Origin of the sequence: Streptomyces sp. CBMA291 (assembly GCF_014596525.1) — a bacterium.
In the GTDB taxonomy this organism is placed as follows: domain Bacteria; phylum Actinomycetota; class Actinomycetes; order Streptomycetales; family Streptomycetaceae; genus Streptomyces.
In genome coordinates this window covers 18,242-37,198 of the sequence record NZ_MSJP01000054.1, presented here as the reverse complement: position 1 = coordinate 37,198, position 18,957 = coordinate 18,242, and the positions used below count along the sequence as shown (strand labels likewise).

Genomic DNA, 18,957 nt, shown 5'->3' with positions numbered 1-18,957 from the left:
AGGTCGCGCAGCCGCGCCCGCCCCCGCCGGACGGCCAGGGCCCGACGAGCACCTGACGTCCGTAGAGGTGCACGGGAAGCCGCCCGTCGGACGCGCCCGGCGCGGTGAGGGACGGGCTCGCGCCGTCGGACGCGCCCGGCGCGGTGAGGGACGGGCTCGCGCCGTCGGACGCGCCCGGCGTGGTCAGGGACGGGTCCGCCCCGCCGGAAGCGCCCGGCGCGGTGAAGGACGGGTCCGCCCCGGCGTACGCGTCGCGCGTCCCGAGGGCGCCGACCGTCACACCGGGCAGCGGCCCCCCGCCCCCGGCGGGCCCCAGCTCGCGCAGCGCCGTCCGCAGCGCGGTGGCGAAGAGCGGGAAGGCGGCGTCATGGCCGGCGGGCGCGGAGCCGGATGCCACGGCCGCCGAGGGACCCGGCTGCGCCACGGCCCCGGCCGGTTCCGTTCTCATCGGCCGCCCGCCCGGGTGAGCAGGACCCGGACCGTGTGGATGCCCGCGCTCGGCAGGTCGGCGGCGTGGGTGGGGACGACCAGGGCGTCCCGCCCTGCGGCCGCGAGGCGTTCCAGGACGTGGCTCCACTCCAGCGGCTCGCCAGGGGCCCGCGCGGGCCCGGCGGCGGTGACCGGCACCAGCGAGGCGTCCAGGTCGCGTATCAGCGGATCCCCGCCGTCGGCCGCGACCCCGTCCTCCTCCGCGGTCAGCTGGGCCGCCCCGAGAAGGTCCCGTACCGCGTCGACGGCGGCCGACGCCAGGTCCAGGGCGGCGCCGACGGCCCACCGGCCCGCGCCTTCGCCGCCGGTCGCCCTGGCCAGGACGACCGAGACGCCGGAGTGCTCCCGTTCGCCGAGGTCGAGCAGTTCGACCGGGAGGCCGAGCAGCACGGCGGACCGCAGCAGGAAGATCGTCTCCGGGTCCTCGCCGAAGACGTCAGGCGTGAGCACGGCGACCTCTCCGGCGCCCGCGACGGCCCGGCGCAGCGCCTCGTGGGAGAGCGCCGAGAGGAGCCCGGCCGCCGCCGCCTCCGGCAGGTCCTCCCCGGCTCCGGCCCCGGCCCGGGTGGGCTCGAAACGCCGGTCGGCGTTGTACGGGCCGAAGGGACGCACGGCGCCCGAGGGGACCCGTACGGCCTCCTTGGTGATCAGGGACGAGGCGGCGCTCCAGCCGAGGAGACCACCGGAACCGCCTGTTCCCGACGCGACGGTGAGCGTGTCCGGGTCCACCGCCGGGAGGGCGTAGAGCTGTTCGGGAAGGGCGGCGGTCGGGACCACGTGCTCGGCGTAGACCGTCGCCGCCGCGTTCAGTGCCCGGAGCCGGGCGCCCGCCGTGTGGTGCACGTCGAAGGCGGTGACCGTACGGGTGCCTCGCGCGCCGAGCCCGAGGACGACCGCGCCCACCTTCAGGGGCGTCTGCGTCAACGGCTCGTCGGCGTACTCGGTGAAGACGCCGGTGAAGGGGCGGACCAGAGCAGAGCGCCGGTCGAGCGCGGCGAGCGGGCCCTGCGCCGCGTCGTCGTCGGGGGCGGTGGCCACCGTCGGCAGGAACGCCGGACGCGCGGGGGCCGAGGCCAGGTCGACCGGCTCGGGAAGCTCGGCGGGGGAGGAACAGAACGGGCAGCGCGGGTGGGCGAGCAGCGGCTCCGACGCCACGTCGAGAGTGGCCATGGACTGGACGAGCACCCGGTCCCGGCTCTCGTCCGGCAGCGCCCCGGTGACCAGCCGGAACACCTCGTACCCGAGCTGGTTGCCGAGCATGGCCGCGAGCGGACCGGCGGGCCGGGTGCCGGGGGTGCCGGTGCCGAGGGCGAGACCGCTCCACAGTTCGGCGGCGTCCCCCGCGGACGTCCCTGCGGAGGCGCCGAGCCGGAGGGCGGCGCAGGCCCAGCAGGACGCCGTGCCGGCGGCCATGGCAGGCCCGATCACGGCCAGTCCGCCGAACGTCCACGCGGGAAGCAGCGTCCGGCCCTCCGGCACGCCCTCCCGCAGCAGCGGAAGGACCTGCCCGGGAACCCCGTCCCCGGCGGCGGCCACCACCACGTCGTATCCCTCGAAGGCGGCCCAGCCGTCCTGCCCCCGGTCCCGCTCCGTCCCTTCGAGCAGGGACAGCGAGACCGGGCAGCCCTCCTCGGTCAGGGCGGCAGCCTCCGCGTGGACGGCGGTGAACTCCTCGGGCGTGACGCCCCCGGTGCCGTCGGCGAAGGACGGCTCGACGCCGATCGCGGCGCAGCCGTTGCGGATCAGGGAGAGCACGCACCAGCGGGCCGTAGGACCGGCGCCGAGCACGGCGACCCGGGTCCCCCGGAAGCGTGCGAACCGGGCGTCCGCGTCATCGGCGTAGTGGTCGACATAGCCGATCTGCGGGGCGAAACGGGCCGCGACCTCCGGCGGGTTCGCGGGGGCGGCGCCGTCCACCGGCGCGGGCACCGGGCGGGCGAATCCCCGCGCGTAGAGTGCTTTGACCAGCTCGCCCACCATCGCTTTCTGGGTCTCGCCGAAGCCCTGGCAGATCTCCTCGACCGCCCGGGTCCCGTCGAGGTACGGCACCAGGAGCGAGGCGAAGCGGTAGCCGGACTTCGCGGTGAGCTGGAACCCCCCGTCGGCGTTGTGGAAGATCACCCCGTCGGGCGTCTGGGTGAACAGGACATCGCGGCGGACTCGGGGCCGGGTTCCGGCGATCTCCGCGTACGGCGTTGCGGTCATGCGTGCGTCACACCTCTCGTTGGGGGTGGCGAGATGGGGGGTGGCGAGCTGAGGCCCGAGTGACGGGCGGGGCGGGTGTGGTGGGTGTGGTGGGTACGGAGGGGGCGGTGCCGGGGGGACCGGCGCTGCGGGGTCCGACAGGGGTCTGACGGGGTCTGACAGGGGACGGTCCGGGCCGTCGTCGGTCCGGCCGGTGTCCGGGAAGGGTCCGGGAGGATCCGTCCGTCAGCGCAGCGCGGGCGGCCTCGGGGGCGTCTCGGCGAGCCGCCCCCTGATGCCGTCCCGCTGCGGGAGTTCACCGTGCCGGGGCGGTCGCAGCAGCGCCGGTACGTGCCCGGCGGAGGTGCCCGCTGTCCGGCGCGCGTGCGCCCGCAGCAGATCGTGCGCCCAGAAGGCGCCGGGCTGGCCCTCTTCGAGGAACCCGGCGTCGAGGAGCCGCTCGACGACCTCCTCCGCCGCTTCCTCCGGCAGCCCGAGGGCCTCGGCGCTCCGTGCGGCGGTGAGCGGTTCGTACGGGGAGGCGGCGAGGCGCAGATGGGCCTCCGCGAGCCCCGGGGGAAGACGCCGCAGGGCCTCGTCGAAGCGTTGCGGCACGGACATCCGGGGGTCGTCGGCGAGGCTGAGCCGTCCGACGGGATCGCGCCGGAGCCAGTTCGCGTAGTCGGCGACGCGCAGTCGGGGCCGGGTGAGCAGCCTGGCGGCGGCGATGCGCAGGGCGAGCGGGTGGTGGCCGCAGGCGGCGGCGAGGGCGTGCGCGGCGGCGGGCTCGGCGGCGAACCGCTCCCGCCCGAGGACGGCGGTGAGCAGGGCCCGCGACTGCTCGGGTTCGAGGGCGCCGAGCCGGTGCACGGTGCCGCCGTGGGTGGCGACCAGCCCGGTGAGCCCCATCCGGCTGGTGACGAGCGCGGCGCCGTCCGGGTGGGCGGTCAGCAGCGGGCGGACCTGGTCGGGGTGGACGACGTCGTCCAGGACGAGCAGGACCGGACCGCGTTCCTCGGAGCCCGGCGGCAGCGCGCGGCGCAGCTCGGCGGCGGCTTCCTCGGCCGGGCGCGGGGTGCCGTCCGGCTCGGTCAGGGCCACCAGGACGCAGCCGCCCGGGAAATGACGGGCCGTCCGATGGGCCACGTGGAGCGCGAGCGCCGTCTTGCCTATGCCGGGGGCGCCGGACAGGACGGCGAGCGGCAGCCGCTCGGACCCCTCGGCGGGCCGGTCGGCCGTCAACAGGGCCTCCAAGGCGCCGACTTCCCCCGCACGGCCGGTGAAGTGCGGGACGGTGGGGAGGGGGGAGGTGGAGGCCGCTGCCGAGGAAGGCGCGCGCCCTCCGGCGCCGGTCGACACGCCGGACGGGCGCGCGCCCGCCGAGGGCGCGCCGGACGTGGCGGACGGGCCGAGCGGGGACACGGACACACCGCCCGGAGGCACGGCCGAGGCCACCGGGCCGGGCGAGGGATACGCCGGAGGGGCGACGGAACCCGCCGGGGAGTGCGGCGAGGAGGCCGCAGGGGAGTACGCCGAAGGGCTCGGCGCGTCATCGGAGGCCGTCCCGAGGGGCAGCGGCTCGCGCGCCCCATGGGGGGACAGCGGCCCGTGCGCCGCGCCGGGGCCCGGCGTTCCGTGCCCCGCCCCCTGGCCCAGCGGTCCGCGCGTCGCGCCGAGCCTCAGCGGTCCGCGTGCCGTGTCGACCGGGCCGAGGTCCTCGCCCCGCAGGATCGCCAGTTCGAGGCGCTGGAGTTCGGCCCGGGGGTCGACGCCGAGCCGCTCCCGCAGATGCTCCTTGATCCTGCGGTACTCGGCCAGCGCCTCGGTCTGCCGACCGGTCCGGTAGAGGGCGACCATGAGCTGTTCGGCGAACCGCTCGTGGGCCGGGTATACGCGCGTAACCTCCCAAAGATCAACGAGTGCTTCCCGACATCGATCGTGCTCCAGTTCGATGTCGCAGACGCGCTCCAGGACCCTCAGCCGTTCCTCCGAGAGGCGCGGCACCTCGTCGCGGTGGAGCAGGTCGGAGGGGACGTTCGCGAGGAGAGCGCCCTGCCAGAGGCCCAGCGCGGTCCGCAGGGTGTACAGCTCGGACTCGGGGTCGGACGCGGTCGCGTGCTCGACGAGCCGCCGGAAGTGGAGCAGGTCGAGGGTCTCGGCGTCGGCGTCGACGCGGTACCCGCCGGCCACCGCGACGATGGCCTGGTTCTCGATGCCGTACTTGGCGAAGAGCCGGCGCAGCCGCAGTACGCAGCTCTGGAGCGCGGTCTTGGCCGTCGGGGGGTGCTCCTCGCCCCAGACGACACCGCGCAGCCGCTCGGCGGAGACGATGGAACCGGGCCGGAGGAGCAGTGCGGCGAGCAGCGACGTCGGCTTGGAGGGCGGGAGGACCGCGACGTCCCGCCCGTCGGTGATGCTCAGTGGTCCGAGCAACTGGAAACGCACGGCCGCCCCCGCCCGGTGGGACGGGTGCCGCGAGGGTGCAGTGGACATGGCGAACCACCGGGGGAAAGAGGAGAGGGGGGACGCGCTGAGCTGCCGGGGCCGTGGGGGCGGCGCGAAGAGAGGGGGGTGAGCGGGTGTGTGACCCCGGTCGGTTCGGCGGGATCGGCGGGATCAGGAGGAAGGTACAGGGGGCGTGGCGCGGAGGGGACGGGGCCGGGAACCTTCCGGTCAACTACGGCGGAGTGGTTGACGCGAAGGGCTGGAACATGCAGTTCCGTGGAGCCGAGAGGGTCACCCGGGAAAGAAGACGAGGTCATGACAGGTGGTGTCCAGCATGCGGGCAGCTACCGGCGCGTACGCCCCAGCACCGGCGCGCGCGGACGGTGGCGCGCTTCCGATGAGAAAATTGGCTGCTTTTCACTCCGTAGGCGGAAGCTCTTGCGGTCATGAGTGGCCGACTCCGTATGTCCGTTGAAGCGCCCCGAGATCCCCGACCATCGTTTTCCGGCCGTCTACTTGGTCCTGACCAGGGTGAACGATGCATCTCGCCGAAACGTCAGCCGTACGAACAGCAGGTGGGAGGATGCCGGAATGTCGCCAGGCGTTCGATCCGGAATCGGCCGTTTGGAGAACCCTATGCATTTCGGCCATCCGTGAGCGTGATGCACCGTGATGGTGGCCACACCGTCACCGAACCGCGCAGGGGAGGGATCCGGGGTACCCCCCACTGGCCGCCGTCCTGGTGCGGGGACCCGAGGGCCGCGTCACCATCGAAGTGACCACGCGGACCAGCAGGAGACGGAGACGCCCATGACGACCGGTTGGGGACCCCGCCCCGAAGGCGACGCCGAGGGCGCCGAATGGCGGCCGGTCCTCGACGTGCCCCCACCCGGCCGACAACGCCGCTGGACGGTGCTGCTGCGCTGGCTGCTGCTCGTGCCCCAGTTCCTGGTGGTGGCGCTGCTCTCCTTCGCCGCGTTCTTCGTCACCGTCGCGGGCTGGTTCGCCGCCCTGTTCCTGGGCCGGCTGCCCGACCCCATCGCCTCCTTCCTCGGCTCGGTCCTCGCCTACCAGACCCGGGTCACGGCGAGCGCCTTCCTGCTCGTCGACAGGTACCCGCCGTTCTCCTTCGACGCCCCCGACTACCCGGCGCGGATCGAACTGCGCGCCACCCCGCTCAACCGGGTCGCGGTCTTCTTCCGGCTGATCCTGATCATCCCGGCGGCGATCATCGGCAGTCTCGCGCAGAGCGGATGGCTCGCGCTCGGCTGGGTGTTCTGGCTGATCGGCATCGTCCTGGGCCGACTGCCCGAACCGGTCTTCGGCGCCACGGCGGCCGTGGTCCGCTACCGGATGCGGCTCTCCGCGTACGGCTCGCTCCTGACGCCCGTCTACCCGAAGGGCATCCTGGGCGACGCCCCGGGCCCCCTCGCGGAGCGCCCCGTCTCCGCCACCCGGCCACTGGTCCTGGGCACGCCCGCGAAGGTACTGGTCTGGCTCTTCCTGCTGCTCGGCATCGGGGTCCACGTGACCTCCAGCACGGTCTCGGACGACGACTGGGACGACACCTACCAGACCAGGAGAGCGGCGCCGCTCTCCCGCTGACCCCCACCCCGGGCCTCCCACCGCCCCCTCGCACCACACGCATCCCGTCAGGCCCAGTCCCGTCAGGCCCTACCCCACACCACCTCACCCCACCCCACCCCACCTCATCTCGCCCCGCCCGCCCATCCCGTCCCGTTTCGTCAGGCCCCGGCGCGCCGTGCCGGGGCCCCGTCGCGTGGAACCGCGGGACGGCCGGGCACACTCTGCGTGTGGAAGAAGTTTTCGAACAAAGGACGACACACGCATGATCACGCTGACCAAGGAAGACGGCCCGGCGGACCTGGACGGAGTGACCCACCTGTCCATCGGGGTGTCCTGGGACCCCACCGCGGGCAGCAGCGGCGGCGTGCTGGGCAAGCTGCGCCGCAAGACCGGCACCGATCTCGACCTGATAGCCATCGCCATGCAGGGCGGTGAACCCGTGCGGCTCGCCGGGCTCGACTCCCTCGACCCGTTGGGGAACGGCTCCCTGCTCCACAGCGGCGACAACCAGACCGGACACGGCGACGGCGACGACGAGACCGTCACCGTCGAACTCGCCCGCGTCCCGGCCAACATCACGGCCATCGTGTTCGTCGCCGCCGCGTACAAGAAGGGCAGCTCCTTCCAGAAGGCGCGCAACATCAGCTTCAAGGTGTACGACGCGACCGGCGGCAGCTCCCAGCAGGTCGCCGACATCTGGCCCAGCCTGCTCACCCAGGACAACGGCTGCGCCGTGGTCAAGGCGCTCCGAGTCGGCGGCTCCTGGAAGCTCGAAGTGATCAACACGACGGGGAAGATCAAGCAGGGCGACGAGCATGCCCTGATGCGCTTCGCGGTCAGCAAGTAGGGCGAGCAGGGGCAAGCAAGGGGAGTCGGGGCAGGGGGGGGCGAGATGGACGAGGTGCTCTACGGCGAACAGTCGCGCAACCCGTTCGCGCGTACGGTCGAGCTGACCGGGAAGCGGTTGCGCAGGGGCGGCCGGACCATGCCGCTGGACGAGCTGAACCTGGCGGCGATGGCGGAGGCGTATCTGCGCGGGTGCTGGCTCGGCGGCGGAGGCTCCGAGCGGCCGCTGCACCGGGTGTTCGAGGGGCCCGGCATCGTGCCGGTCACCCGGATATCCGGCACCGCCAAGGCGTTCAAGGTACGGCAGGCCGCCGCGTTCGCCCGTGAACTGGGGGAGCTGGCCGTACGGCTGAGCGGTGGCCCGGAACGGGTGGCCGCGCTCGCGGAGTCGGCCAGGGCCGAAGGCGTACCGCTCTGGCTGGCCCGGCGCTTCGCCCCGGGCCCCGCAGGGCCGGTGGCCGTCGCGGTGGACCGGCGTCTGGTCCGCGTCGACGTCTGGGGGCCGCACGCCCCCGTCGTACGGATACGGGCCCCGCACGGCTTCCGCCCCGACTCGACCATCCCGTCGAAGGGGCTCGGCCTGACCGTCGGCGAGGCGACGGCGGAACTCACCCTGACGAAACGGTTCCGCAAGGCCAAGAGCACGGTGGAGGCGACCCTCCCCGGACAGCGGTGGACGCTGTCGCGGCAGGACGCCACCGGCTCGTGGCTGCTGCGCGACGGCCGGCGGGTCGCCCTCCTGACGCGCCCCGCCCGCCGCCCGACGGCCGAACCGGGCGAGGTCCTGCTGCCGCTCGGCCCCGTCCGGTACGAGACCTCGGACCCGCTGGACGCCGTCATGGCCCAGGCCTTCGCCGCCGCGTTCGGCCTCGGCGACACCACGGGCCTGGCCCGCTTCCCCGCCCGCCGCAAGGGAACGGACGGCGGGGAACCGACCGGCGGGGACGCGGACTGGGACTGCTCCTGGTACAGCAACCTCGGCACCGGCGGCGACGACTGCGAGACGGGCGGCGCGGACGGCTGGGGCTCCGACGGCGGCGCCGCGGGGGACTCGGGCGGAGGAGACGGCGGCTCCGACGGAGGCGGGGGAGGCGGCGACTAGGTCGTGCCTTTCCGGATCAGGACGGGCGCCGCGAGCCCGGCCCGATCCGAAGGGCGCGGCCCGGCATCCGCCGCACGACCACACCTGTTCACGCCGCGCCTCAAGCCTCCGTCTCGTCCTCCGCTCTGGGCGCCGCCGCCGGCAGGAGAAGCGCGGTCAGCCACAGTACGGCGGCGATGCCCAGGGCCGACCCGTCGGAGGGCTGCCGGATGGACCAGGCCCACCACTCAGGGGTGTTGTCCACGCCCACTCCGAGCAGACCCGCTTCAGAGCCGCCCGTACACCTGCGTGAATCGTGTGTCCCTGGTGGTGACCGTAGGCCACGAGTGATGGCCGCCGACCCCCGTCACCCGCCCGCGCTGTCTTTCGGACTTTCTTGGCCGAGATGCGGCGCGGGCGCTTCCGTAAATGATCAACCGCGTATCTTCTACAGCTGTGTAGAGGCGCGGCGGTCGCGCCTGCTCGACGGCTGGAGGGCCTCATGGCTTCGATCGATCTGGACAAGGTGCTGGACAAGGCGTGGGCGGAGAAGGGCCTGTCCGAGATCCTCGCCGCGCCCGTCGCCGCGCTCAAGGGCGTGTCCGAGCGGGACGGTGAGCTGCTCGACGAGGCGTTCGGCGTGAAGACCGTGGCCGACCTCGCGGCGCTGAAGTACGTCCGCTGGGCGCAGGCCCTCGCGGCACTGGACGCCGCCGCCAAGTAGTCCGTACCGTGCGTGCCGCCGCCCCGCCCGCACGGGCGGGGCGGCGGACGGCGTCCCGCCCGGCGAACGGCTCCCGAGCGGGCGCGACTTCGTACACCGGGGGGTGCCATGCAGGCGGAGGAAGCAGTGTGGGAGGACGGGGTGCTCAGCGGAGGCCCCGCCGACGGCGTACGCGTACGGGTGGCACGGCGGCCCGACATCGTCCAGGTGACCTACCCGTGCGAACTGCCGGACGGGGAGCACGGACTGCGGGTCGACGCCCTCTTCGTCTACCGGCGCGACGGGCGGACGCAGGGCGGACTGCGGTACGGCTTCGACCCGGCGAGCCCCTGACCACGGGCGGGACGCACCCCTTTCGGCCGCCGAACTCCCGGCTCCGGGCCGCTCCTCGGGGCTCTATGCTTCTCCACGCGTGAAGAGGTCCTGCTGGTCAGGCCCTTGAAACGCCGAACCACCCACGTGACATGAAGGAGTGAACGCCCGATGGTGTTCAAGCGTCTGCTCGGCTCGCTCGGCGTCGGCGGCCCCTCGGTGGACACCGTACTCGACCCCGGCGCGGTCACGCCGGGCGGTGTCCTGAGCGGGCAGGTCCATCTGAAGGGCGGCGGCGCCGACTTCACGATCGAGCACATCACCCTGGAACTCGTGGCACGGGTCGAGGCGGAGCACGAGCACGGCGAGTCCGAAGGCTTCGTGGTCTTCCACCGGCACGTCGTCGGCGGAAGCTTCCGCCTCGCGGAGGGCGGCACGTACAGCGTCCCCTTCTCCCTCGCCGTGCCCTGGGAGACCCCGATCACCGAGCTGTACGGGCAGGGCCTCGGCATCGTGCTCGGCGTACGCACCGAACTCGCCGTCGCGGGCGGACGCGACAAGGGCGACCTGGACCCCCTCGCGGTCCGCCCGCTGCCCGCGCAGGAAGCCATCCTGGAGGCCCTCGGCCAGCTCGGCTTCGGCTTCAAGTCGGCCGATCTGGAGCTGGGCCACATCGGCGGCACCGGCCAGCAGCTGCCCTTCTACCAGGAGATCGAACTCTCGCCCTCCCCGCGCTACGCCCACCAGGTCAACGAGATCGAGGTGACCTTCCTGGCCGGTCCGGCGGGCCTTGAGGTCGTCCTGGAGGCCGACAAGCGCGGTGGCTTCTTCTCCGAGGGCCACGACGCCCTCACCCGCTTCACCGTCAGCCACCACGGCGTGGAGCTGACCGACTGGAACGCCGAGGTCGACGACTGGATCCGCCGCCTCGTCGAACACCGCTCCTCGTACGCGGGGCACGGCGGCCACGGTGGCTCGCTCTTCGCCCAGGGCGGCCACGACCCCTACGCCGGTCACGGTTCCCACGGCCACGACCCCTACGGCGGCCACGCCCACAAGGGCGACCACGGGCACGGCGGCCACGGGCACGGCGGCCACCACGACGGCCACCACTCGGGACCGGGCATCGGAACAGCCGTCGCCGCCGGAGCGGCGGGCCTCGCCGTGGGCGTCGTCGGCGGCATGGTCGCCTCGGAAGTCATCGACGAGGTCGGCGACTTCTTCGAGGGCGACGACGAGGACACCGACGAGGGCGACGAGGACTGATCCCACGGGACACGGCGGGGGAGGGGCGGGGGCGCCCACGAGGTGCCCCCGCCCCTCCCTCTTCCCCTTCACCCTTCCAGGCGCAGTTCCCGCCCCTGCCAGCGCCGCCGCAGCCAGCGGTCGTGGCTCGCCACCACGACCGCGCCGGGCCCGCTGCCGAGCGCCTCCTCCAACTCGTCGCAGAGCCGGGGCGAGAGATGGTTGGTGGGCTCGTCGAGCAGCAGCAACCGGGGCGGCCTGGCCATGAGCAGGGCAAGGGCCAGCCGACGGCGCTGCCCCACCGACACCTGACCGACCGGCTTGTCCAGATCGGCCTCGGCCAGCAGCCCGAGCCGGACCAGCGGCACCCGCTCGGCCCGCTCAGGCCCCAGCGCCCCCGCATAGGTGTCACGGACCGAGCGGCCGGGCCGGTCGAACACGGTGTCCTGCGTCAGCAGCCCCACCGTGAGGCCGCTCCGTCTGCGGACCTCGCCCTCGGCGGCCAGAACGCCCGCGAGCACGGCGAGCAGGGTCGACTTGCCCGCCCCGTTGCCCCCGGTGACCAACAGCCGGTCGGTCTCCGAGACATCGAGCCCGGGGAGCGCGAGCCGCCCCGGCACCCGTACGTCCCGCAGCGACACCAAGGGCTCCGCCGGGCCGCATACGGTCTCGGCCCGCACCACCGCCCGGGGCGCCGCGAACCGCAGCGGCGGAGGCGGCTCCGCCACCCGGGTGCGCTCCCACTCCTCCAGACGGCGGCTCGCGTCCCGCACCCGGCGGGAGATCTGGCTCTGCACCCGGCCCGCCCGATGGCCGTACCCCATCTTCTCGTGGTCGCGCGGGCCCCGGTCCGGAGCGAGCCGGTGCGCGCTCACCCCCGCCCGGTGCCGCAACCCCTCCATCTCCTCCTGCTCCTCGGCGTACCGGCGCTCCCAACGGGCCCGCTCGGCACGCTTCTCCCGTACGTAGGAGCCGTAGCCACCACCGTGGCGGACCGGTCCTTCCGCCGAGGGATCGAGGTCGATCAGATCGGTGCACACGGCGTCGAGGAACGCCCGGTCGTGACTGGCGGCGACCACCGCTCCGGGCAGGGCGCGCAGCTGCTCCTCAAGGAAGGCGGCGGCCCCGTCGTCGAGGTGGTTGGTCGGCTCGTCGAGCAGCAGCGCCGACGGACGCCGTACGAGCAGCGCGGCGAGGGCCAGCCTGCCGCGCTGCCCGCCGGAGAGCGAGCCGAGCGTCCGCCCGTGCCCGAGGGCGCCGAGCCCCAGACCGTCCAGGACCAGGGCGGCCCTGCGGTCGGCGTCCCACGCCTCCCGGTCCTGGGCCTCTTCGAGACACCGGCCGTACGCCTCCAGGAGCCCGGCGTGCTCCGGATGGCCCTCGGGGGCGCGGGCCAGTTCCTCGCCGAGGCGTTCGAGCCGCGCGAGGCCCTCACGGGACTCGCGCAGCGCCTCGTCGAGCACCGAGGCGACGGTGGCCCCGGCGGGAAGCGGCAGTTCCTGGTGGAGGAAGCCGAGGGACGCAGGGCGCGAGACGCTCCCGGCATCGGGTTCGTCGACCCCGGCGAGCACCCTCAGCAGGGTGGACTTGCCGACGCCGTTCTCCCCGATCAGACCGATACGGCGGCCGGGGGCGGCGGTCAGGGAGACGCCGTCGAGGACACGACGGCCCCCGAGGACACGGACGAGGTCATGGGCGAGCAGAGCGGGCTGGGACACGGAAGAGACCTCCGGGTGGGCGCGGTGGGCGGCCCGCCGGGCACGAGGCCTCGGACGCGGGCACGGGACACACCGGCGGCTCACGCCCCGGGGGCGCTCGTCGTCTCCAGCCTGCCGTCGGCGAGCCGCAGCCAGCGGTTCACCCCGATCTCCGCGAGGAACCGGTCGTCGTGACTGACCACCAGGAAGGCGCCCCGGTACGAGTGCAGCGCGCCCTCCAGCTGACCCACGCTGACCAGGTCGAGGTTGTTCGTCGGCTCGTCGAGCAGCAGGAGCTGCGGGGCCGGTTCGGCGCACAGGACACAGGCCAGGGTGGCCCGCAGCCGCTCGCCGCCGGACAGCGCGCCGACGGGCAGATGGGCCCTGGCGCCCCGGAAGAGGAACCGGGCGAGGATGTTCATCCGCTCGGCCTCGGGCCGCTCGGGCGCGAAGGCGGCGAAGTTCTCCGCCACCGTGAGCCGGGTGTCCAGCAGGTCCAGCCGCTGCGAGAGATACGCGATGCGCCCGTCGCCCCGCTTGATCCGCCCGCCGTCCGGGACGAGGTCCCCGGTGATCAGCCGCATCAGGGTGGTCTTCCCCGCCCCGTTGGGCCCGGTCAGCGCGATCCGCTCGGGCCCGCGCACGGAGAGGTCGATGCCTCCTGCGGCGAAGACGTCCCGGCCCGCGTGACGGACCTGGAGCCCCTCGCCGAGGAAGAGGTCGCGGCCGGCCGGGACCTGGGTGTCGGGCAGGTCGAGGGAGAGCCGCTGCTCGTCGCGGAGTGCGCGCCCCGCCTCGTCCAGCCGGGCCTTGGCCTCGCCGACCCGGGACGCGTGCATCTGTCCGGCCCGGCCCGCCGACTCCTGCGCGCCGCGCTTCATGTTCCCCGCGAAGATACGGGGCAGACCGGCGCTCTTGAGGTTGCGGGCGGCGTTGCTCGCGCGTCGCTCGGCGCGCTCCCGGGCCTGCTGAAGCTCGCGCTTCTCGCGCTTCAGGTCCTGCTCCGCGTTGCGCACGTTCTTCTCGGCGACCTCCTGTTCGGCGCGGACGGCCTCCTCGTACGCGCTGAAGTTGCCGCCGTGGAAGCGCAGCCGCGAGCCGCCGAGTTCGGCGATGCCGTCCATGCGGTCGAGCAGCGCCCGGTCGTGGGCGACCACGAGGAGCAGCCCGTTGAAGTCGGACAGCACGTCGTACAGCTTGTGCCGGGCGTCCCGGTCGAGGTTGTTGGTCGGCTCGTCGAGCAGGAGTACGTCGGGGCGCTTCAGGAGCTGCGCGGCGAGACCGAGCGAGATGATCTGGCCGCCGCTGAGGGTGCTCAGGCTCCGGTCGAGGTCGAGCCCGGCGAGCCCGAGGCGGTCGAGCTGGGCGCGGGTGCGCTCCTCGATGTCCCAGTCGTCGCCGATGGTGGTGAAGTGCTTCTCGTCGACGTCGCCGGACTCGACGGCGTCGAGGGCGCGGATCACCGGGGCGATGCCGAGCACCTCGGCCACGGTCAGGTCACCGGTCAGGGGCAGGCTCTGCGGGAGGTACCCGAGCGTGCCGTTGACGGAGACGGAGCCCGCCGAGGGCCGCAGCTCCCCGGCGATCAGCTTGAGCAGGGTGCTCTTGCCGGAGCCGTTGGGCGCGACGAGCCCGGTGCGGCCGGCGCCGAGCGCGAAGGACAGATCGTGGAAGACGGGGGTGTCGTCGGGCCAGGAGAAGGACAGGCCGGAGCAGACGACGGAGACGTCGGACATGGAGAACCTCGAAGGGGGTGGGGGCGAAGACAGCTCCGCCCCGGGCAGACGTGCGGAAAGAGGTACGACGAGACAAACCACCCCGGCTGCGCTCCTCGGCGCTCCCGGTGGCCGTCAGCTCCGGATCTCACCCGGAGATGTCGTCGTCACCCACCACGTCTGCGACTCCTCGATCAAAGGTCAACGTCTCCTTGAGCGTAACAGTCCGTTTCCCGTCCTGCCGGGAATTTCCGGGGAGGGCGGGGCGCCGGGCGCGGTACGGGTGTTCGGGGGCCCGGTGCGGCGGGCGTGCCGGGCCCTTCGGGTGCGCGGACGGCGGGCGGTCCGGGTGCCGGCGGCGAGGACGAGGGCGGCGCAGAGGCTGCCGAGGAACTCCGGCAGCGCGGAGAGGAGGAGGTCCTTCATCGATGGAGGGTGGGCGCGCCGGAGGAACCCGGTCGCGCGCCGACGTCCGTTCACGGTGGGTCGGGCAGGGCGGTGCACCCCCGGGCTCACGGGTGCGGGGCGACGCGGGCGGTCCGGGCGGGCTACCGCGTACCGGTGAGGAAGCCGGTCCAGCCGGCGGGCGGGAGTCCGGGCGAGCCGGTCGGCAGGAGCAGCCCAGGGACGGCGTGGCGGGAGGCCGTTCCTCCTCTGGGCGGTCCGGCCGAGGACGCGTCTTTCGCCGTCTCCCCGGGCGCCGGGGCGGGTTCGGCGGGCAGCACGGCGAGGAGGGTCAGCAGGATCAGGGCCGACTGCCCGGAGAGGATCCGGGCGGCGTCGACGAGGCGGGGCAGCCGGTCGGAGGGCAGGGACAGGGCGACACAGGCGGGCTGTTCGCCGAGCGCGACCGGGACCGCCACGCAGACCTCCCGCCGCGAGTACTCCAGGACGTCGAACTGGCTGGCGTGGGGACCGTGTCCGTCGAGGGCGCGGAAGAGGGCGGCGGGGTCGGTGATGGTCCGCTCCGTCAGGGCGTAGGGGCGATGCCGGGCCAGGTGGTCCATCCGGCTTTCGAAGTCGAGTTGGGCCATGAGGCTCTTGCCGTTGGCGCTGGCGTGGGCGGCTTCCCTGAGGTCGACCCACTGGGTGATCGCCGGGGCGGCGGGGCTGTCCGAGCAGTGCTGGATGTCGATCTCCCCGTCGGTGTACCGGGAGAGGTAGACGGCCGCGCCCGTGGTGTCCCTCAGCTCGTCGAGCAGTCGGGTGAGGGTGTCGTGGCGGAGGACGGGATCCCCCGCGGGGGCGGGGGAGAAGAGCGGTCCGACGCCGTACGAACCGTCGGTGAGACGGCTGAGCAGAAGATGCCCGCGCAGCCACCGCAGCAGCTGGGTGAGGTCGACTCCGGCGAGCCCCGCCGAGGAGGCGATCTCGGCCGGGGCGAGGGGGCGGCGAGCGCCCCGCACCGCGTGCAGGACGTCCAGCACCCGCATCGCCTCGGTCCACCGGTCCGGCGCGTGGGGCGCGTCGGGCATCCGCTGGGCGAGCGCGGTGAGGGTCGTGTGCCGCAGGGGGCTGCCGGAGAAGACGGTGCTTGCGGCGGGGCGGGGGGTTTCCATGGGCCGGGTGAGGAGGGTGGGGCGGGCGGTCTCCAAGGGGGTGACGGGGCGGGTGGTGTCCAAGCGGCCAAGGGGGCGGGTGGTTTCCGTGGGGCGGGCGGATCCGGCGGGTGCCGGGGGCACCGCCTTTCCGTCGGGTGCCGGGGCCGTCGCCTCTCGGCCGGGTGTCGGGGCCTTCGCTTTTCCGCTGGGCGCCGGGGCCGTCGCCTCTTGGCCGGGTGTCGGGGCAGTCGCCTTTCCGTCGGGTGTCCGGGCCTTTGCCGCTCCGTCGGACGTGCGGGCCGTCGTCTTTCCGTCGGGCATCGGGCGTTTTTCGGCCGCGTGGAGCCCCACCGACGGCTTCGCTCGACGGGCCTCCCCGGGCCCCCCGTCCCGCCCGTCGGGCCCGGTGTCCCGCGCGTCGGGCCGGTGCGCCGTCGTCGGGTGCGGGACCATCCAGTGTCCCGGGGCCGGTTCGTCACGCCGGAGGGCCAGCGTGAAGACCTCCTTGGCCAGGGCCGGGCTCGCCAGGGGGACCGGGCCGTGGTCCTCGTGGTCGTGGCGGTCCGTCAGCCGCCCGATCCGGGTGAGTGCCTGGCGCAGCCGGGGTGGGGGGAGGGGTGCGTCGACGCAGAGCGCGCGGAGGGCGCCGGGGTCGGCGAGACGGCGGGCCCAGAGGGTCGCGTCGTGGTACTCGCCCCGGCGGGAGTGGTCCAGGAACAGGCAGTGGGCGGCCACGTCCTGCTCGGCTCCGGCGGCCAACCGCCACCAGAAGGTGGCTCCTTCGCCGTCCCCGGCGAGGTGCAGCACGCAGGCGAAGACGAGCGCGCCTCCGGGGTCGGCCGCCGCGTACTCGGCGAAGGCGGCGAGCGAGGACCCGGCCGATGCGGACAGGACGACGGTGGCGCACAGGGCGTCGAGCCGGTGCGCCGCCTCGTCGGCGTCGAGCGGCTCCGGTGCGTCGTGACTCTCCGTGAGGGATTCGGGTGGGGCGGCGAGGTCGGTGGCGGGCGGGTGCGGGAGGCCGGTGGCGTGGGCCAGAAGCCGGGCGCGGGAGGTCGTGAGGTCGGGGCGGGGAAAGCGGGGCGAGGCCGCGGCGAGGGCCTCCTCCACGGACCGGAAGGCCCCGGTGTGCTCGTTCATGAGCCGGCCCCTCCGTGCTCCGGGCGGCTGCCCGGCAGGTCGAGCAGCCGCCCGAGGCGGGGGAGCGCCCGGTTGATGTGCGACCGGACGGTGGCCTCGCTGATGCCGAGGACCTCGGCCACCACGGGGGTGGGCTGGTCGAGCAGGTAGTAGAGGGCGATCACGTCGCGCTGCCGCTCGGGCAGACGGCGGACGGCGTCGCGTACGGTGATCCGCAGGGTCAGCGCGTCGGCGGTGTCGCCGGTTCCGGCGCGTTCGTCGAGCAGGCTTCCCAGCGTGGGATCGTCGACGGGCAGAGCGGTCCGCAGCCGCCTGCGTCCCTGGTCGATGAGGCGTTTCTTCAGGACGGTCCAGGCGTAGGCGGTGGGATTGTCCCGTGCTTCGATCCTCGGCCACTGGTGCAGCAGCTCGGTGAAAGTGGTCTCGACGGCCGCCTCGGCGAGTTCGTCCGAGCGCAGGTCGTAGCGGGCGTACCGGACGAAGCGGTCGTATGTCCGGGCGTGGAACTCCCAGTACCCGGCGGGGGACCCGGCCAGGTGGAGGGGGGTCCGCGGCGGCCCGGTGGCGCCGGTTTCCTCCGTACCGACATCGCTCACCGAAGCACCCCTGTGTCCGTATCGGAACGCCTCTGGCGGGCGGCCCCCTCCGCCGTGGCCGCGGGTGCGCGTCCCCCGGTCCGCGCGATGTCCCCCCGCGCCCCGGCCACCGCGGCGAGTCCGCCCGGTGACACCGTCATGCCGTGCCGCATATGGCCCCCTCCCGTCGATCGTGAGCACCGCCCGCCACCCCCTCCCCGCGGTACCGGAGGCGATCGCCTCCACCGGTATCAGCGATCACGGGGGCCCAAACGTGCACAGGAAAATCAAAGAAAATAACGGAAAGTAATCGATCAGGGTTGATCATTTTCAAGCGATCCCGGCGGTCGTCTCCGAGCTTCCCTGGCGTACGTCGAGAACGCGCCGACTGTCTGAAAAGGGTTGCCGGACGTCTGGGGCGAAAGGGCTTTCCGTGAAAATCGGTCTGTTGCGTACGCGCCAAATCTGAGGCGGGAAAGGGGAGTTCGCGCCGGTCTCCGCATATGCCCTCTGGCGAGATGTCACACTCGGCACGGCCTGCGGAAAGGACCCCGTGTCCGGCCTTCACGATTTCTCTACACAGCCTTCACGAGAGGACTACTTTCGGCCGTGGGGAGCCCCGGCTTCCGCCTCGCCGGGAAGACGGGGAGCCCTCCGGGTGCCTAGCCTCCCGGGCCATGCGATCACTTCTGAACCGACGCCTCGGTCTCACCGCCGTCCTCGCCCTCTGCCTGGCCCTCTTCGGTCTGGCCCCGGCCGCGAGCGCCACCCCCGCCGACGCCCAGCTGACGTTCTCCACCAGCTCCGCCACCACCACCCCCGGCGGCACCGTGGACCTGTCGATGACGCTCACGAACAACAAGACCTACGACATCTGGTTCGTCTACCAGACCATCGACCCGACCTGGCTGACCACCCAGCGCCCGGACCTCAAGTACTCGTTCACCGGCTGTACGCTCACCGGCCCCTCGGGCAGCACCTCCTGCTCCGGCACCGGCCCCGCCAACCTGGGCGGCAACTACGGCGCCACCATCCCGCCCGGCCAGAGCCGCACCGTCACGCTGACCCTCCAGGTCGCCTCCGACTCCGGCTGCAACGGCAACATCGGCTTCTACTCGTACTTCTACGCCGAGTTCAGCGACACCACGAGCCTCAGCGGCGGCCCGGTCTACACCCCGGACACCCGCGTCCTCTGCGTCTGATCCACCGGCACGGGTTCGACCACGGCCGAAAACCGCCCCAAGCGTGGGGAGTTCGGCAGGTCCACACCAATGGCGGTGCCGCCGGCGGGCCCTCTCGGCCCGCCGGTGGCCCCCATGCCCGCCAGCACTGACTCGAAGGCCATCGGAGGGGGCGCCTCCGGTGATACGGACGGA

Annotated in this window: 15 protein-coding genes and 1 pseudogene; 7 read left to right on the top strand and 9 right to left on the bottom strand. The window is 73.7% G+C overall.

The window, feature by feature from the left end; all coding sequences use genetic code 11:
• From BU197_RS14970 to BU197_RS14960, 3 genes and pseudogenes are all read right to left on the bottom strand, one after another.
• Positions 1–448, bottom strand: a pseudogene (locus tag BU197_RS14970) (hypothetical protein); the annotation flags it as partial.
• On the bottom strand, positions 445–2,694 hold the full coding sequence (locus tag BU197_RS14965; RefSeq protein ID WP_188268776.1) for a TOMM precursor leader peptide-binding protein: 2,250 nt from the start codon (positions 2,692–2,694) through the stop codon (positions 445–447). The pseudogene BU197_RS14970 and the gene BU197_RS14965, both read right to left, overlap by 4 nt.
• 225 nt (positions 2,695–2,919) lie before the next feature.
• Entirely contained in the window at positions 2,920–5,166 is a 2,247-nt protein-coding gene (locus BU197_RS14960) for a BTAD domain-containing putative transcriptional regulator (RefSeq protein WP_223182865.1), read from the bottom strand.
• A 762-nt stretch (positions 5,167–5,928) separates the two neighbouring features.
• Between BU197_RS14960 and BU197_RS14955 the strand changes: the two genes are divergently transcribed.
• The 3 genes from BU197_RS14955 (at position 5,929) to BU197_RS14945 (ending at position 8,653) form a co-directional block, all read left to right on the top strand.
• Positions 5,929–6,723, top strand: a complete 795-nt coding sequence (locus tag BU197_RS14955; RefSeq protein ID WP_188268775.1) for a DUF4389 domain-containing protein — start codon at positions 5,929–5,931, stop codon at positions 6,721–6,723.
• A gap of 244 nt (positions 6,724–6,967) precedes the next feature.
• The gene (locus BU197_RS14950) at positions 6,968–7,552 is read left to right on the top strand and encodes a TerD family protein (RefSeq protein WP_188268774.1); all 585 of its coding nucleotides are present in this window, start codon (positions 6,968–6,970) and stop codon (positions 7,550–7,552) included.
• 45 nt (positions 7,553–7,597) lie between these two features.
• Positions 7,598–8,653, top strand: a complete 1,056-nt coding sequence (locus BU197_RS14945; RefSeq protein WP_188268773.1) for a hypothetical protein — start codon at positions 7,598–7,600, stop codon at positions 8,651–8,653.
• A 100-nt stretch (positions 8,654–8,753) separates the two neighbouring features.
• Here the strand turns inward: BU197_RS14945 and BU197_RS14940 are convergent, their stop codons facing one another.
• Positions 8,754–8,897 carry a hypothetical protein gene (locus tag BU197_RS14940; RefSeq protein WP_188268772.1) on the bottom strand — a complete coding sequence of 48 codons (144 nt, stop codon included), beginning with the start codon at positions 8,895–8,897 and terminating at the stop codon, positions 8,754–8,756.
• Between the two features lie 237 nt (positions 8,898–9,134).
• Here BU197_RS14940 and BU197_RS14935 point away from each other — a divergent pair, with 237 nt between their 5' ends.
• From BU197_RS14935 to BU197_RS14925, 3 genes are all read left to right on the top strand, one after another.
• Entirely contained in the window at positions 9,135–9,356 is a 222-nt protein-coding gene (locus BU197_RS14935) for a hypothetical protein (RefSeq protein ID WP_188268771.1), read from the top strand.
• Between the two features lie 108 nt (positions 9,357–9,464).
• Complete coding sequence (locus tag BU197_RS14930) at positions 9,465–9,689, top strand: hypothetical protein (RefSeq protein ID WP_188268770.1); 225 nt, start codon at positions 9,465–9,467, stop codon at positions 9,687–9,689.
• 150 nt (positions 9,690–9,839) lie between these two features.
• Positions 9,840–10,934 (top strand): sporulation protein, encoded by a 1,095-nt coding sequence (locus tag BU197_RS14925; protein WP_188268769.1) that lies wholly within the window; start codon positions 9,840–9,842, stop codon positions 10,932–10,934.
• 68 nt (positions 10,935–11,002) lie between these two features.
• On the opposite strand, the gene BU197_RS14920 is transcribed toward BU197_RS14925, so the two are convergent.
• The 5 genes from BU197_RS14920 to BU197_RS14900 form a co-directional block, all read right to left on the bottom strand.
• Positions 11,003–12,631, bottom strand: coding sequence for an ABC-F family ATP-binding cassette domain-containing protein (locus BU197_RS14920; RefSeq protein WP_188268768.1), 1,629 nt, complete (start codon positions 12,629–12,631; stop codon positions 11,003–11,005).
• Positions 12,632–12,711: 80 nt separating this feature from the next.
• A complete protein-coding gene (locus BU197_RS14915; protein WP_188268767.1) occupies positions 12,712–14,346 on the bottom strand; it encodes an ABC-F family ATP-binding cassette domain-containing protein in 1,635 nt (544 codons plus the stop codon).
• Between the two features lie 180 nt (positions 14,347–14,526).
• Complete coding sequence (locus tag BU197_RS14910; protein WP_188268766.1) at positions 14,527–14,751, bottom strand: hypothetical protein; 225 nt, start codon at positions 14,749–14,751, stop codon at positions 14,527–14,529.
• A gap of 122 nt (positions 14,752–14,873) precedes the next feature.
• The gene (locus BU197_RS14905; RefSeq protein ID WP_188268765.1) at positions 14,874–17,006 is read right to left on the bottom strand and encodes an IclR family transcriptional regulator C-terminal domain-containing protein; all 2,133 of its coding nucleotides are present in this window, start codon (positions 17,004–17,006) and stop codon (positions 14,874–14,876) included.
• Entirely contained in the window at positions 17,003–17,602 is a 600-nt protein-coding gene (locus BU197_RS14900) for an RNA polymerase sigma factor (RefSeq protein WP_188268764.1), read from the bottom strand. Before BU197_RS14900 ends, BU197_RS14905 begins: the two co-directional genes overlap by 4 nt.
• Positions 17,603–18,258: 656 nt before the next feature.
• Here BU197_RS14900 and BU197_RS14895 point away from each other — a divergent pair.
• Complete coding sequence (locus tag BU197_RS14895) at positions 18,259–18,783, top strand: hypothetical protein (RefSeq protein WP_188268763.1); 525 nt, start codon at positions 18,259–18,261, stop codon at positions 18,781–18,783.
• Positions 18,784–18,957 lie beyond the last annotated feature (174 nt).